At 44.6% G+C, this 14,819-nt stretch carries 14 protein-coding genes; 6 read left to right on the top strand and 8 right to left on the bottom strand.

Annotated elements, in window-relative coordinates; genetic code table 11:
• Window positions 1-83 precede the first annotated feature (83 nt).
• From ACUM5Y_RS13565 to ACUM5Y_RS13535, 7 genes are all read right to left on the bottom strand, one after another.
• Complete coding sequence (locus tag ACUM5Y_RS13565) at window positions 84-1,259, bottom strand: quaternary amine ABC transporter ATP-binding protein (protein ID WP_445977418.1); 1,176 nt, start codon at window positions 1,257-1,259, stop codon at window positions 84-86.
• A complete protein-coding gene (locus ACUM5Y_RS13560) occupies window positions 1,252-2,151 on the bottom strand; it encodes an ABC transporter permease (RefSeq protein WP_445977417.1) in 900 nt (299 codons plus the stop codon). The genes ACUM5Y_RS13565 and ACUM5Y_RS13560 overlap by 8 nt, the downstream gene beginning before the upstream one ends.
• Before the next feature lie 75 nt (window positions 2,152-2,226).
• Window positions 2,227-3,231, bottom strand: coding sequence for an ABC transporter substrate-binding protein (locus ACUM5Y_RS13555; protein ID WP_445977416.1), 1,005 nt, complete (start codon window positions 3,229-3,231; stop codon window positions 2,227-2,229).
• Between the two features lie 251 nt (window positions 3,232-3,482).
• Window positions 3,483-3,971: a MarR family winged helix-turn-helix transcriptional regulator gene (locus ACUM5Y_RS13550; protein ID WP_445977415.1), complete on the bottom strand. Its 489-nt coding sequence runs from the start codon at window positions 3,969-3,971 to the stop codon at window positions 3,483-3,485.
• Between the two features lie 203 nt (window positions 3,972-4,174).
• Entirely contained in the window at window positions 4,175-5,563 is a 1,389-nt protein-coding gene (locus ACUM5Y_RS13545) for a cryptochrome/photolyase family protein (protein ID WP_445977414.1), read from the bottom strand.
• Window positions 5,564-5,578: 15 nt separating this feature from the next.
• Complete coding sequence (locus tag ACUM5Y_RS13540; RefSeq protein WP_445977413.1) at window positions 5,579-6,559, bottom strand: YbgA family protein; 981 nt, start codon at window positions 6,557-6,559, stop codon at window positions 5,579-5,581.
• 20 nt (window positions 6,560-6,579) lie between these two features.
• Window positions 6,580-7,584 carry an NAD(P)/FAD-dependent oxidoreductase gene (locus ACUM5Y_RS13535; RefSeq protein WP_445977412.1) on the bottom strand — a complete coding sequence of 335 codons (1,005 nt, stop codon included), beginning with the start codon at window positions 7,582-7,584 and terminating at the stop codon, window positions 6,580-6,582.
• A 194-nt stretch (window positions 7,585-7,778) separates the two neighbouring features.
• Here ACUM5Y_RS13535 and ACUM5Y_RS13530 point away from each other — a divergent pair, with 194 nt between their 5' ends.
• Both ACUM5Y_RS13530 and ACUM5Y_RS13525 read left to right on the top strand, forming a co-directional pair.
• Window positions 7,779-8,684: a MerR family transcriptional regulator gene (locus ACUM5Y_RS13530; RefSeq protein ID WP_445977411.1), complete on the top strand. Its 906-nt coding sequence runs from the start codon at window positions 7,779-7,781 to the stop codon at window positions 8,682-8,684.
• 86 nt (window positions 8,685-8,770) lie between these two features.
• Window positions 8,771-9,010: a DUF2061 domain-containing protein gene (locus ACUM5Y_RS13525; RefSeq protein ID WP_445977410.1), complete on the top strand. Its 240-nt coding sequence runs from the start codon at window positions 8,771-8,773 to the stop codon at window positions 9,008-9,010.
• Between the two features lie 82 nt (window positions 9,011-9,092).
• Here ACUM5Y_RS13525 and ACUM5Y_RS13520 read toward each other — a convergent pair whose 3' ends face one another.
• Window positions 9,093-10,439 (bottom strand): sodium-dependent transporter, encoded by a 1,347-nt coding sequence (locus ACUM5Y_RS13520; RefSeq protein WP_445977409.1) that lies wholly within the window; start codon window positions 10,437-10,439, stop codon window positions 9,093-9,095.
• Between the two features lie 390 nt (window positions 10,440-10,829).
• Between ACUM5Y_RS13520 and ectA the strand changes: the two genes are divergently transcribed.
• From ectA to ACUM5Y_RS13500, 4 genes are all read left to right on the top strand, one after another.
• A complete protein-coding gene (gene ectA / locus ACUM5Y_RS13515; protein ID WP_445977498.1) occupies window positions 10,830-11,324 on the top strand; it encodes a diaminobutyrate acetyltransferase in 495 nt (164 codons plus the stop codon).
• Window positions 11,325-11,389: 65 nt separating this feature from the next.
• Window positions 11,390-12,703: a diaminobutyrate--2-oxoglutarate transaminase gene (ectB, locus tag ACUM5Y_RS13510; protein ID WP_445977408.1), complete on the top strand. Its 1,314-nt coding sequence runs from the start codon at window positions 11,390-11,392 to the stop codon at window positions 12,701-12,703.
• Window positions 12,704-12,751: 48 nt separating this feature from the next.
• Window positions 12,752-13,141: an ectoine synthase gene (locus tag ACUM5Y_RS13505; protein ID WP_445977407.1), complete on the top strand. Its 390-nt coding sequence runs from the start codon at window positions 12,752-12,754 to the stop codon at window positions 13,139-13,141.
• 221 nt (window positions 13,142-13,362) lie between these two features.
• Window positions 13,363-14,805 (top strand): aspartate kinase, encoded by a 1,443-nt coding sequence (locus ACUM5Y_RS13500; protein ID WP_445977406.1) that lies wholly within the window; start codon window positions 13,363-13,365, stop codon window positions 14,803-14,805.
• Window positions 14,806-14,819: the final 14 nt, after the last annotated feature.

Here is a 14,819-nt window from a genome sequence, read left to right as displayed (position 1 = left end):
TTGCGTCCTAATTTGGGCAAAAGCTACCCATAAAAAAAGCGACTGTATGACTTCTCATACAGTCGCTTTTTTTGGAGCATACATTAGTTATCCAAAACCTTGGCTAACTTATGGGCTTCAATTTGACCTTTTAACTCGCCTTTCTTATTGGTGATAGGCAAAGAGTAAGGTGTCACCAGGGCTACCGGTACAATGTCTTGTAAAGGGCTTGCCGAGTGGAAGGTCTTAAGTGGCGTGAATAGGCTTTCTAGGCTGACATCGTCGGCCGCTTCTGCCACGGCTTGTGCCGGAATAACGCCCTTGTAAATACCTTGTTCAACCACGAACAATTGCTTGTTGCTATCCGTAATCTGCTCTTTAATCTGGCCGACTGTGCTGCCTTCCACCACGTTTTGGCAAGGGCTCATAATCGTGTGGGCCGTCAAAGCGCGGGCTCGGTTAACCCCTTTAGCAAAGGCTTTTACGTAGTCGTCAGTCGGTTTTAAAACAATATCTACCGGCGTGCCAACTTGAATCAATTTACCGTCCTTTAAGACCGCAATACGATCACCAATACGCAAGGCTTCATCCAGATCGTGGGTGATAAAGATGATGGTCTTTTGCAAAGTTTCTTGTAGCTCGATTAGCTGCTCTTGCATCTCATTACGAATGAGTGGGTCTAGGGCCGAAAAGGCTTCGTCCATCAGGAGAATTTCCGCATCCGTACACAAGGCGCGAGCAAGGCCGACACGTTGTTGTTGTCCGCCAGACAGTTGCGATGGGTACTGGTCTTCATAGCCTGCTAAGCCAACCGTTTCGAGCCAAGAGGTAGCTTTCGGCTTCCATTCGGCTTTTTTCTCGCCTTTTATAGCCAAACCATAACCTACGTTATCCAGCACGCAGCGGTGCGGCATTAGGCCAAAGTGTTGGAATACCATGGCCATTTTGTGACGACGGAAGGTCGTCAAATCCTTAAGGGAAAGCTCCATGATGTTTTCGCCATCTACCTTGATTTCCCCAGCGGTTGGGTCAATTAGGCGGTTAAAGTGACGAATTAGCGTGGATTTACCCGAGCCTGAAAGTCCCATGATAACGAAGATTTCACCACGTTTTACTTCCAGGTTGATGTCTTGCAAACCAACCGTGTGGCCAGTTTCTGCCAGAATATCGTCTTTCGATGCGCCGGCTTTTACTTTCGGCAGTACTTTGTCTGGCTGCTCACCAAAGATCTGGTAAAGGCCATTAATTTCAATCAATGTGTCTTTTTCTGTGTTATTCATGTCCAGACCCTTCTAAATGTTTCTGTGCACGTTTTGCATAGGTCTGTGAAACGCGGTCAAAGATGATGGCTAGGGCAACAATCGCCAAACCATTCAGTAAGCCAAGGGTGAAATATTGGTTGGTAATGGATTTAAGTACCGGTTGGCCCAGTCCTTTAACACCTATCATGGAAGCAACCACTACCATGGCCAGTGCCATCATAATTGTTTGGTTAATACCGGCCATAATGGTTGGCATAGCTAGGGGAAGCTGCACACCAAAAAGACGCTGTGTCGGCGTCGCACCATAAGCTGTAGCGGCCTCTAGCGTTTCTTTGTTTACTAGGCGGATACCAAGATTTGTTAGTCGAATAACCGGTGGGATCGCATAGATGATAACTGCGATAACCCCAGGGATTTTACCGATACCCAATAGCATAACCACAGGTATAAGGTATACGAATGCTGGCATGGTCTGCATTATGTCCAGCAGAGGCGTAATCACGGCTCGAGCACGGTCGGACCTGGCCATCCAGATACCTATCGGTATACCAATTATGATCGACATGAGAGTACAGACGGTAATGATACTCAAGGTTCGCATGGTATCTTCCCACATGCCAAAATAACCAATGGCTAAGAGGGAGGCAAATACCCCGGCACAGAGCTTCCAAGAGCGTGACGCAAAGTAAACAAGACCAATAATCGCGCCAAGCACCAGCCACCATGGGGTATCGATGAGTAGGTTTTCAAACCATACTAGAAAGCTGAGCAAAGGATCGAAAAGCGATTCGATCGTATCACCGTACTCACGAGAAAAATCTCGGTAAGCACCATCAAGAGTTTGTTTAACATTTAAAAGTTCCCGACGACTCATGTCGGGAAATTCTGTTAACCATGAAGAATTTGCCATAAATAAAACCGTTATTACAAAAAGAAATAGCCACGCACTAATGCAATAGATCAGGCGTGGCAGATAGTGCGAAGATTATAGGTCGTCTAATGCAGAAAGAAGTTTCTCTTTCACATCTTTGCTAACCCAAGCCGACCAAACAGATTCGTAGTTAAACATAAAGTTTTCAGCAGCGTATTGGCCGTCTGCTTGATTGTCTTCCATCCACGCCAACAAGCTGTTCATTTCACTGTTAGTGAAAGAACGTTTTGATAAGTATTCAAATGCTTGTGGGGCACGTTTTTGGAAATCTGTCGTCGTCACTGTATCCACAGGAGAAGGTGGGTACATAGTCGGTTTTGGATCAAGACAATTTTCTTGTGTTGTACAACCCGTAAATTCTTCTAGATCAATGCCTGAACCAAAATCTACTTTAACCATTTTGTATTTACCCAAAATAGCAGTAGGTGCCCAGTAGTAGCCTAACCATGGCTCTTGGCGTTCGTAAGCACGACTGATAGAACCAGACAGACCGGCAGCAGAACCTGGATCGATCAGTTCAAAACCTGCGTCTTCTAGGTTAAGCGCTCTGAAAAGGTTGCTGGTAGAGATTTGGCAGTTCCAGCCTGCAGGACAACCGTAGAAGCCAGAAACGCTATCATCTTCTGGGTGTGGGAAATCTTTGGCATGTTTAATAACGCCTTCGATTGTTGCCACTTCAGGGAATTCTTCAACCATGTACTCTGGAACCCAGAAGCCTTCTTCACCGCCATCACTTAATGATTGGCCAGCTTTAACTAAGCGGTTTTCAGCAATACCTTTATCCAGTGCATCTTTCAGTGCATTTGACCAAAGTTCAGGGGCAATATCAGGCTCGCCCTTTTCGATCATTGAAGTACCTGTTGGCATAGTGTCGCCTGGTACGAGCTCTGTGTCGCAGTCGTAGCCATGTTCCAAGATGAATTTATCGATGTTGGCAATAAAGGACGCTGAATTCCAGTTCATATCAGCAATTTTTACTGTTCCACAATCGCTATTTGCGGCAAAAGCAGACGTCGCAGAAATCATCATTGCAAACGCAGAGAGAGTCTTCAGGTGCATGTCTCAGTTCCTTATAGATGTGGTAAAAATAGAATGGTTAGTTCTCAAACTATAATCAGTTTATACATCAAATATTTATAGTTCAAATGTTTTAATTATAAATTTTGTGTGAGTGCAAGGTCTGAGTGTGCAAATAAAGACAAAATTAGTGTTAATTACACTGACTTTTAAGGAAGCAAAAAGAAGGCTTTTGTATGACAAAAATGTGTCGATCCAAAGCTTTTTTAAGGGGCTTTAGACCGACGGCAAAGCTAGGCGCTATAAGTGTTTGGGGAGTTTATGTCGAGAAGAGGAGCGGCATCGATTGTCTCAGCGTCCATCATCATGGCGATACGCTGTAGCGACGAGAGCATTTGGGTCTGTTCCCAACCTTCCAGAGACTCAAATTCGTTAATGAATTTTTCATGTAAAAGTGGTGGTGTGGTGTGCAAAATATTGCGGCCAGCTTCCGTTAAACGGGCATTTACAATACGTTTGTCCTTTTGCACCTTTACACGCTCAACAAATTTTCTGTCTTCAAGGCGATTCAAAATAGTGGTCACTGTGGCCTGACTCAACGAAACACTGTCAGAAATTCGACGTACCGTCACATCTCCAAGCTCTTCAATTGATCGTAAAACCATGATTTGTGGAATGGTAAGACCACAAGCTTTAACGACCCGCTTAGATTGAAGGTCGGTGGCGCGAATGATGCGACGCAAATGCACGAGAACATCATGTAAGTGTTGCGGATTAGACATAATAATTAGAACCAAAAAAATTTTGTCGATTATATTCTTTTGCTTAAAAGTAGCAAACTCATTCAGTGAATTTGTTTGAGAACCTAATTATCATAGACCAATTATACTTATAGCTCAAAGTTCTGCTTTGGGGGAAATAGGCTGGTGTTGAAAAGCGTGTTATTTGCCAAGCTTCTTATGGGCAGAAACTTGGCAAATAATGTTTAGAGGTTAGCGAAAGCGTCAATGGCGTATTGGCGTGCGCTTTTGTAGTCAATGACGGGTTCAGGGTAAGTACACGCCTGCCGCTGGGCTGAACTAGGTTCATGTATCGCCTTGTTATCTAAGCCTGCAAGTTCTGGCACAAAACGGCGGATAAAGTCCCCTGATTTGTCATAGGTTTGTGACTGGCGCGTGGGGTTAAAGACACGAAAATAAGGGGCGGCATCGCAACCTGTAGAAGCACTCCACTGCCAGCCACCATTGTTGGCGGCAAACTCTCCATCAATGAGTGTCTGCATAAAGTAGGCTTCACCTTTTCGCCAATCGGCAAACATCAGCTTGCAAAAGAAGCTTGCACATATCATGCGTAAACGATTGTGCATCCAGCCGGTTTGATTTAATTGGCGCATGGCAGCGTCAATAATAGGAAACCCCGTGCGGCCTTGTTGCCAAGCGAGCAAGAGAGACTCATCTGACTGCCAAATTAACCCTTCGGTATTGGTTTTAAAGGCTTTGCCTTTAGAGAGCCTTGGGAAGTGTTTCATTAGCTGTCGATAAAAATCTCGCCACGCTAACTCTTTTAGCCAAACACTGTCCCGCCAGTCTCGCCCCTGTTGCTCGCTCACATATTGTAACGCGAATAGACATTCCCTAGGACCGAGAGCGCCAAGCGCTAAGTAGGGGGACAATAAACTGGTGCCTGGTTCGTTGGGCATATCCCTATGGGCAGAGTAATGCTCTTCTTTAAGGTAACAAAATTGCCATAAGCGCTGGCTGATACTTTGCTGATCCGCGGGCCATAAATCCTCCCGATAGCTAGTCAGCCAGTTTGGTTGGTATGCCTGATAGGGGATTGCCTCAGACTGCTCGGTAGGCGGGCTAAAAGGAATTGGATTTTGCTCGACCAACATACTTAGCCAGCGTTTAAAAAAAGGAGTAAATACTTTAAAAGGAAGCCCTTGCTGATTGAGTACTTCCCTTGGCACTATGAGATCGCAGGCTTGCTTATGGCAATCAATATTCAGCCGTTGTAGCTTTGCGATGACCGCCTCATCTCGGCGCTGTTCATTAACGGGCAGCTCTTCATTAAACCACACAGCTTGTACGCGGTGAGTTTGGCAATAATCTGCAAGTTTATCTGCAATGTCTTTAAAAGTAGGCGCTTCTATTACCTCAGCGCGAATGCCTTTTTGTGCAAGCTGCTCAGCGACACGGTTGAATAAAGCTATGCGTAAGGCCGTTTTAGCCGGGGATTCATTATGCTCTTGCCATTGCTTAGGAGAAACCGTCATAACAACGCGAATATCGCCTTGCAAGGCGGCGTAATACAAAGCGGGGTTATCTTCTAAACGAAGATCATCCCGCAACCAAACTAGGTTGTTAACGTGCATTATAGGCTCCAATCATTAGACGGTGTTACGAATGCCCAATGGGGCTGGGTAAGGCATAAAGTATTGCTGCTTTTTTATGTATTCGCTGCCGTAGCACTTTAAGTAATGATGCAAGAGTGTCATTGGGGTGGCAAGGTTTACCTCTCCACGGCGATATTGCTCAACAACGGCGATGATCTCTTTGCGTATAGATACATCTACAGAGTCTTTTAGGTAACCAATAATGTGCATTAATGCATTGCAGTGGCTGGTGCGTTTTGCGGGTTTCGACAAGGCTTTCATAAGTGCTTCGAAGTATCCGTGACGTAATTCTCTAATAGGTCTTGGATCTTGTCCTGACAGCATTTTGCCAAGGGCTTTGTACATAGGATAGGAATGGGCCATCACCAAGTATTTGTAGCGGCTATGAAAGGCGATAAGGTCTTTCATGGTGGCGTTTTCGCCGACACTGTGACGAAAGTCATGGTGAGTAAAGACTCGTAGAATAAAATTCTCCCGCAATTTAGGATCGTTTAATCGGCCGTCTTCTTCAATTGGCAATAGAGGGTAGCGTTCTTGTAGGGCTTTGGTGAACAAGCCTGCGCTACGTTGCATGTGTGGGTGGCCGTTTTCTTGATAGACCTTAATGCGCTCCATGCCACAGCTAGGAGACTTCTTCATGACAATGTAGCCATCAAGGTGAGAAAGGGTTTCTATATAAGGCTCACTGGCTCGCATAAAGACCTTGGAAACATCGGTTTGTGAATTCTTGGAGAAAACCATGCGCGGCTGTTCAGGGTTGCCTTCCAGTCTTAATGTAGGTCTTGGTGAACCAAAGCCTGCGGCCATTTCTGGGCAAAATTTTTGGTAGTCAAAATAGGCACTTAGTTGGGTGTCGCAAAAGCTGGAGCGGCTATGTCCGCCATTAAAGCGCACCGGATCACCGACTAGACAGGCGCTGATGCCAACAGGGATTTTATTAGCCATTTTGTATTGCTTAGAGTCAGACGTTTTCATAATGGATATCCTCTAATGGTTTACAATGTCGAGCGTATTTTTTGAACAATTTTATGAGCGCTTAATAGCGCACCTTCCGTGTCTCCTGAACTTAGCCAGTCTCCAGCTAAGCCAATATTTAATGCTTCATTCCACTTAAATGCTGTGTTTGATGGATTGGGTAAAAAGCGGCTAAACAACCAGCGATGAGGGGAGCCGTGACGAATAAGCTCTAGTCCTGTGTCTTCACAGAACCCTTTAATCAGCTCAGCCGCGATATGTTCTTTACTTTTTTCTAGATTTAGAGAGGCCCAATCACTGCGGCTGTGTATGACCCAGCGGTCACAACTTGTTCCCTTGTGAGCGTGTTTCTGATTGTCTTTGATCATGCACTCAATCACTGGGTGATTAGGGTAAATAATGCTGTAAAGGTCAGAGTGAGCGGTTTCAAGCCACAAGGCCCATTGGGATGTGCTGCGTTTGCTGGCTTGATTGGCAGTTACCCACAAGTCTTCTGTACCTTGGGTTGCGGCAAGTAAAGCGGCGGCCTGAGGTGCAGGAATGCATAGAATAACTTTCTTACATTGGGTAATCAGTTGAAAGTGGCTATCCCGAATTCGCCAAACCTGCTTGATAGGGTCAAGCTCTAGATGGTGGGCTCTAGTATTGGTCAGTAATCGTGATGCCTGCACCAAGTGTCGACATATGGCACTAAGGCTTGGGGAGCCAATATAAGTTTGGCTGGTGTCTTTATCTTGTTGAGGCCAGCGTAAAGCAATGTTGGCCGAGATGAACTGATCGAGCACCTTAATGGTATCTGGGTGCTTGGTATGAATATAAGGTGAGCCCATATCAACACGAACTTGATCGTTAATACGTTGGTTACCACAGCGCCCGCCGCAACCACGACTCTTTTCAATAACGCACACGGATTGTCCTGCTTCTGTTAACAGGTATGCGCTCATTGACCCAGCTAGACCGGCACCAATGACGGCAACGTCGTAGACAATATTGATTGCTTTCTCTTCTGCTGTTGCTGCGGACATTGCTTGGTACCTTTCTAAGATTAATTTATTGTACATTTTTATATTTGTATAACTATATTTGTACAATATAGTTTCTTGTACAGGATTGTCAAATAAACTATACAAAAAATATTTTGTATAAGTGTTTGCTGCTTGGTACTCTGGCTAGTAGAAATAAGTTTTATGTTTTAAATGAAAGGGTTGGATTGGAATATATGTCAAAGATTGAGCTAGATAGCTTCATAGGGAATGAACAGGACAATTCAGCGATGGCGCTATTTCCCATTCGGGATTTATCTCTTAAAACTGGGGTTAACTCTGTCACCTTAAGAGCTTGGGAAAGGCGTTATGGATTATTAAAGCCCCAAAGAACGGCTAAAGGTCACCGCCTGTACAGCGATGCTGATGTTAAACAAGTTGAGGCCATCTTATATTGGGTGCAGCAAGGGGTAGCGGTCAGTAAAGTTAGGGCCTTAATTGAAAAAGGGGCGGAAGATGAAGCTCCTAATCTGGACAGTGATTGGCAGCGGCTACAAACCGCACTAGTTAAAGCCGCCCAGGGCTTTAATGGAGATAAAATTCGTCAGTTAAGTGCCGAGGTGTTATCCCAATACCCTGCGTCAATAGCGGTACAGAACTGGATCTTACCCAGTTTAGCCTTGTTGGCCAAAGGCGCGGCTGGGAGTTTTTGTGAAGCAGTGCTGAATGAAGAGCTTACGGTACGCTTACATGCTCTGAAAAAACAGGCTAGCGCTGGGCAAAAGGCTTTGGTTTGTGTGTCTGCTGGTGGGCCTAACCTGTGGGGGCTAATGGTGAGTTTTATACTGTCAGATCAAGGCGTTAGCTGTGAATTTGTGTCAAATTTATCGACGGCAGATGATTGTGTAGTCTTGTCTAAAGGTCTCGATGCTTCGGGTTTGATGGTATTTTGTGGTAATGAGCAAGCCAGTCAGGTTGCGGCATTCGTCGCGAAAATTCAGCAGTCTAATGTACCTGTGGTTTTGGTGGGGGCTAAAGTATGGTTAGCCTACCATGAGTCTAAGATGGCTGATGCTGAGAATGTGGCAGTATTTTCTGATCCAATAGAAGGTGTGCAGAGTTTTTTAACTGATATTAGTTAAAAGCTATCGAAGGTATTTCCTTAATTGATTTTCGATTTAGATGCCTCTCATCTAATATAAATAATATATTAAATGAGGAGATCAAAATGACTAAAACTATTACATTCGCCGTTATGCACTTTACTATCGCTTTTACCGTAGCCTATCTAATTACAGGTAGCTTTATTGTTGGCGGCCTTGTGGCCATAGTGGAGCCTGCCATCAATACAGTGGCTTTTTACTTCCACGAAATTATTTGGAATAAGTTATCACAGCGAAAACTAAAAGAAGCTGTTACAGCACCTTTTGTATCCTTGAGTGAGAGCTACGCCCTAAAATCCATGTAAGATCGTTTTTGCTTTATTGATCTTCAAAAAAAATGCCCCGCATCATGGATGCGGGGCATTTTTGGTTCTAAGAGCTAGTACTTTATAGGTTTAGCAATAACACGATAGAGACTGCGATCGGTGAAATAACACAAACCGAAACTTTCCAGCAGACGTGGATGAAATTTGAAGTTTGAACTTCGTCTTTCACAAACTGATCTTTTACAAACCAACCCGCAAAGATAGCAATTAAGATACCGCCTAGTGGCAACATGATGTTGGTAGTCAAGTAATCTAGAGCATCAAAGGTGTTCTTGCCGAAGAAGGTCACGTCACTCATAAAGTTGAAAGAACCCAAACAAGCAATGCCCAACAACCATACCAAGATAGCTAAGCCGATTGATGCAGTAGAGCGTTTTAGTTTGAAACGTTCCACTAAGAAGGCAACAGAAGGTTCAAGCAAGGATATGGCTGAAGTCCATGCGGCGACACCAACAAGAACAAAGAACAAGAAACCAAAGAATTGACCAAAGGCCATTTGCCCAAAAGCAACGGGCAATGAAATAAACATCAAGCCTGGGCCTGCGCCTGGGTTCATGCCATTAGAGAAAATGATCGGGAAAATAGCTAGGCCTGCTACCAGAGCAACCAAGGTGTCTAGTGCACCGACCATTAGTACAGTGCTACCAATTGATGCTTTTTTCGGCATGTAAGAGCCGTAAGCCATGATGGTGCCCATACCTAAAGACAGAGTGAAGAAGGAGTGACCTAGGGCAACCAAGACCGCATCCCAAGATAATTCACTGACATCAAAATGGAACATAAAGTCCCAACCCTGGGAGAAGCCAGGGGTGCTAATGGCGTAGCCAAGTAGCGCGATCAACAAGAAGAATAGCGCTGGCATCATGATGCGAGTGGCTCTTTCAAGGCCTTTGTTTACACCTGCAATGACAACCGCTAATACCATTAAGGTGAACAGTGTATGCCAGCCTAGTAAGGTGGCTGGGTCCGCCAAAAGTTCGTTGAATAAAGCGCCTGCTTGTTCCGAACTAACATTAGCCAGTTCACCTGTTGCCATCGCTTTGATGTAGTGTAGTACCCAGCCTGCGACCACTGAATAAAAAGAGAAGATAAAGATACCGGCCAACATGCCCATTAGGCCAATGATGCCCCATTTCTTAGATTGACCTGACTCTTCAGCTAGATCTTCTAAGGCATTAATCGGGTTTTTGCGTGCTCGGCGGCCAATGAAAACTTCCGCCATCATAATGGGTAGACCAACAAGAGCAATACAAATTAAGTAAACCAGTACGAAAGCTCCACCACCATTTTCGCCGGTAATGTAAGGGAATTTCCAAATGTTACCTAAGCCTACGGCTGAGCCTGTCGCGGCTAAAATGAAAATCCAACGGCTCGCCCATGTGCCTTGGATTGAAGTTTTATTTTTCATGAATATCTCTATTTTTAGTGTTGTTTAAGAGCAGGAAAATGCTGTGACGCTACGGCAAATGCCTAGTGCAGATTTTAAATAAGGGCGGCATTTTCCAGATTTTGACGACTTTTTGCAACAACTAACACGGATTTAAGCCATTTCGCTCCCTGTCAAATGGCTCCAACACTTCCTCTTCAAGCCTGAGAACCTCACTGTAAGTATTATGAAAAAATATTAGAGTTCTAAGTTGTTTTGGTGGACAAAGCAATTTTAACTCGTTAGCATATTTAGAGTTCAAAATAGTTTTTTTGTTGTTTTTAGCTGTATTTGGCGGGTTTTATCTGAAAATCTACTAGATATAGATGGTTTTGTTTTTTTATATTGTTTGTTTTCAAAGGAGATTGAGTGATGGTGACGAGCGATATTCAATTGTCTTCGCCGACTTCGGAAGACGGGATGGCGGTAAATAAGTTGGTGTCTGCATGTCCCCCGCTTGATGGAAACTCCGTGTACTGCAATTTATTGCAAGCCGGTCACTTTAGTGACACCTGCGTGGCGGCAAAGCAAGGTGATGAATTGGTGGGTTTTGTTTCTGGCTACTTGTTGCCAGCCTCGCCTAGCACCTTGTTTGTTTGGCAAGTAGCGGTAGGCGAGCGCGCACGAGGCAAGGGTTTGGCAAAAACCATGCTATTGGCGCTTTTATCGCGGGCCAACTGCGCAACAGTGAGTCATATAGAGACCACTATTACAAAGTCTAATCAGGCATCTTGGGCTTTATTTCGAGCGTTAGCTAAGCAATTAAATGCTCCACTTAATGAGATGCTCATGTTTGATAAAGAGCGTCATTTCGATGGGCTTCACGACAGTGAATACCTAGTTCGAATAGGGCCAATAGCCGCCTAAATTTTCAGGCCATATAGGCCATATAGGCCATGTCTAGAATTGAATCATGATAAAGGAATCCGTAAATGAAAATATTTGAAGAGTTAGAATCAGAAGTTCAATCCTATGCTCGCTCATTTCCTCGCGTCTTTCATCGCGCGCAAGGAGCATTACTTTTTGATGAGCAAGGTAATAAATACATCGACTTTCTGGCTGGGGCCGGCACATTGAACTATGGCCATAACAACCCGGTTTTTAAAGAGAAGCTTTTGGCTTACATCATGGATGATGGCATTACCCACGGCTTGGATTTACATACCAAGGCTAAGGGTGAGTTTATGGAGAGTTTTAACGAACATATTTTAAAGCCGCGTAATCTACAGTATATGATGCAGTTTACTGGTCCTACTGGTACCAATGCTGTGGAAGCCGCGCTTAAATTGGCTCGTAACGTCACAGGTCGTGAAAACATTGTGAGTTTCACAAATGGCTTTCATGGTTGTAGTTTGGGGGCTTTATCCGTCACAGGTAATTCTCATCACCGTGGTGCAGCCGGCACAAGCTTAGGGGCTTCTGTCTCAACTGTACCTTTTGATGGCTATTTAGGCGATGGTATCGAAACCACGGAATATCTGGATAAAGTACTGAGCGATTCCAGCAGTGGTGTCGACCTTCCAGCCGCTGTTATCGTCGAAACCGTGCAAGGTGAAGGTGGTATTAACTCGGCTAGTTATAGCTGGTTGCAGAACCTAGAAACCATTTGTAAAAAGCACGGCGTGCTGCTTATTGTGGATGATATTCAAGCGGGTTGTGGTCGTACTGGTAGCTTTTTCAGCTTTGAAGGTGCAGGCATCACTCCAGATATCGTTACCATGTCGAAATCTCTTAGTGGTTATGGATTACCCTTTGCTGTTGTGCTGATGAAACCAGAGTTAGATGAATGGAAGCCAGGTGAGCACAACGGTACTTTCCGCGGCAATAATCTAGCCTTTGTTACAGCGAAAGCTGCCATTGATCACTACTGGGCAGATGACCAATTTGTAAAAGATATTAAGCGCAAAGGCGACTACATTCACCAGCGCACTCAAAGCATAGTAAACGAGTTTGGTGAGGGTAACTTTACCTTACAAGGGCGTGGCATGATGCGTGGCATTAACTGTGTGAGCGGCGAACTAGCCAGCAAGATTACGCAAAAATGTTTCCAAAACGGTTTGATGATCGAAACCTCTGGGGCGGATGATCAAGTTGTGAAGTTCTTATGTCCTCTAATTATTCCAGACGATGAGTTGGCGGCAGGCATAGATATCCTTGAAAAAGCCATTCGAGAAGTGTGTGCCAAAGAAGACGATATGCCAGAAGCGAAAAGCTATTTCGATGAAGGCTATGACATCGCGGTGTAACCACTCAAATAGGTTTTAGTGTTTAATTTTTAAGGAATAGGGAAAACAATGTTTGCACGTGATCTGAATGAATGTGAAAAAACTGAGCGCCGTGTTGTCTCACCTGATGGTAACTGGGAAAGCACACGACTCATTTTAAAAGAAGATAATATGGGCTTTTCTTTCCATATCACCACCATCTATGCAGGCAAAGATTTTGATATGCATTATCAAAATCATCTTGAGTCTGTGTATTGTATGTCGGGTGAGGGAGAAGTGGAAAGTCGTGAAACCGGTGAAAAGCATCAGATTAAACCTGGGGTTGTGTATGTGCTAGATAAGCATGATGCACACACTTTACGAGCTTTCAAAGAGCTCAAATTGGCCTGTGTGTTTAACCCTCCCATCACAGGTAAAGAAGTCCATAATGCTGATGGTGCCTACGAAATCATAGACTAGCCCTTGGCAAATTAAACGTCGTAAACAGCCCATTATGGGCTGTTTTTGATGGTATTCGCTAGAGGATTATTTGGTTGAAATGGCGCTTCGAAGTGTAACCTTTCATATTCACTGGAATTGTGCATTTGACGCTTAATTTTTAAGCGACCTTATGACACTATAGCCCCAGCGATTATCGATGGCCGAAGTACGCTCTTTGGCCCCTTATTTACAGGTTGAAAATGGGACAACATACAGTTGAGAAAATCGGCGGTACGTCCATGAGTGACTACCAGTCGGTACGAGATAATATAATTTTTAAGCCCGTTCGCGCAGATACTATTTACCAACGTGTATTTGTTGTATCCGCTTACGGTGGCATGACAGATAAACTGCTTGAACATAAGAAAACCGGCGATGCTGGGGTTTATGCTTTGTTCGCTCAAGAGCGTCAGCAAAACCATTGGGCTGCGGCACTGCAGGAAGTTCGTGAATCCATGCTGGCGATAAACGAATCTTTGTTTGGTCCAGGGGAATTGTTAGAGCAAGCGAACCGCTTTTTAAACAGCCGCTTGCAAGATGCTCAGGAATGCTTGGAAGACTTACATCGTCTTTGTCAGCATGGGCACTTCTCTATCAACGAGCACCTGTCTACAGTGCGTGAAATGCTTGCCAGTATTGGTGAAGCCCACAGTGCTTGGAACACAGCGACCTTGTTAAAGCGCGATGGCGTTAATGCCGTGTTTGTGGATTTGACTGGTTGGAATAGCTCAATCCATATGTCTCTGGACGAGCGCATTGTCGATGCCTTCAAAAATGTCGACATGAGTACTGAGTTACCGGTTGCTACAGGTTATGCCCACAGTGAAACTGGCCTAATGTCGACGTTTGACCGTGGCTACAGCGAAATGACCTTTAGTCGTATCGCGGTCTTGACCCAAGCTTATGAAGCTGTGATTCACAAAGAATTCCACTTAAGCAGTGCTGACCCGCGCCTAGTGGGTGAAGACAAAGCTGTGCCAATTGGTCGTACCAACTACGATGTAGCCGATCAATTAGCAAACTTGGGAATGGAAGCTATCCACCCGAAAGCGGCGAAAGGTCTGCGCCAAAGTGGTATTGCCTTGCGCGTCAAGAACACCTTTGAACCAGAACATACCGGTACTTTGATCACAGGTGATTACGTTAGTGATGCCCCTTGTGTGGAAATCATTGCGGGCTGTCGCGGTGTCTTTGCGGTAGAAGTATTTGATCAAGACATGGCCGGTGACATCGATAAATTTGATGGCGCTATTCTTAAAGTTTTGAATCGCTTTAATGCCCACATCATCGCCAAAGATATTAACGCCAATACCATTACTCACTACTTGGCGATTAATCTGAAAACCTTGAAACGCGTTATGAAGCGTTTGCATGAATGTTTCAACGATGCAGAGATTAATCAGCGCAAAGTGGCCATTGTATCGGCCATTGGCAGTGATATGAAAACCACAGGTATGTTAGCGAAAGCGGTAAAAGCGATTGCAGAGCAAGAAGTGAACGTTTTGGCAATGCACCAATCTATGCGTCAGGTGGATATGCAGTTTGTCATTGACGAAGAAGATTACGAAAAAGCTATTTGCAGCCTGCACAAAGAGCTTGTTGAAGTTCATAACCATGGTAGAGCCATCTGCCTAGCGTCATAATGCTTTAAAAGAAG

It is taken from the genome of Marinomonas dokdonensis (genome assembly GCF_052747885.1).
This window is presented reverse-complemented; position numbering and strand designations above follow the sequence as displayed.

What these genes read in the sequence shown, in the direction of transcription:
- ACUM5Y_RS13565 (WP_445977418.1), bottom strand. Translation starts at nt 1,259, where the DNA reads ATGAATAACACAGAAAAAGACACATTGATTGAAATTAATGGCCTTTAC.
- ACUM5Y_RS13560 (WP_445977417.1), bottom strand. Translation starts at nt 2,151, where the DNA reads ATGGCAAATTCTTCATGGTTAACAGAATTTCCCGACATGAGTCGTCGG.
- ACUM5Y_RS13555 (WP_445977416.1), bottom strand. Translation starts at nt 3,231, where the DNA reads ATGCACCTGAAGACTCTCTCTGCGTTTGCAATGATGATTTCTGCGACG.
- ACUM5Y_RS13550 (WP_445977415.1), bottom strand. Translation starts at nt 3,971, where the DNA reads ATGTCTAATCCGCAACACTTACATGATGTTCTCGTGCATTTGCGTCGC.
- ACUM5Y_RS13545 (WP_445977414.1), bottom strand. Translation starts at nt 5,563, where the DNA reads ATGCACGTTAACAACCTAGTTTGGTTGCGGGATGATCTTCGTTTAGAA.
- ACUM5Y_RS13540 (WP_445977413.1), bottom strand. Translation starts at nt 6,559, where the DNA reads ATGAAAACGTCTGACTCTAAGCAATACAAAATGGCTAATAAAATCCCT.
- ACUM5Y_RS13535 (WP_445977412.1), bottom strand. Translation starts at nt 7,584, where the DNA reads ATGTCCGCAGCAACAGCAGAAGAGAAAGCAATCAATATTGTCTACGAC.
- ACUM5Y_RS13530 (WP_445977411.1), top strand. Translation starts at nt 7,779, where the DNA reads ATGTCAAAGATTGAGCTAGATAGCTTCATAGGGAATGAACAGGACAAT.
- ACUM5Y_RS13525 (WP_445977410.1), top strand. Translation starts at nt 8,771, where the DNA reads ATGACTAAAACTATTACATTCGCCGTTATGCACTTTACTATCGCTTTT.
- ACUM5Y_RS13520 (WP_445977409.1), bottom strand. Translation starts at nt 10,439, where the DNA reads ATGAAAAATAAAACTTCAATCCAAGGCACATGGGCGAGCCGTTGGATT.
- ectA (WP_445977498.1), top strand. Translation starts at nt 10,830, where the DNA reads ATGGTGACGAGCGATATTCAATTGTCTTCGCCGACTTCGGAAGACGGG.
- ectB (WP_445977408.1), top strand. Translation starts at nt 11,390, where the DNA reads ATGAAAATATTTGAAGAGTTAGAATCAGAAGTTCAATCCTATGCTCGC.
- ACUM5Y_RS13505 (WP_445977407.1), top strand. Translation starts at nt 12,752, where the DNA reads ATGTTTGCACGTGATCTGAATGAATGTGAAAAAACTGAGCGCCGTGTT.
- ACUM5Y_RS13500 (WP_445977406.1), top strand. Translation starts at nt 13,363, where the DNA reads ATGGGACAACATACAGTTGAGAAAATCGGCGGTACGTCCATGAGTGAC.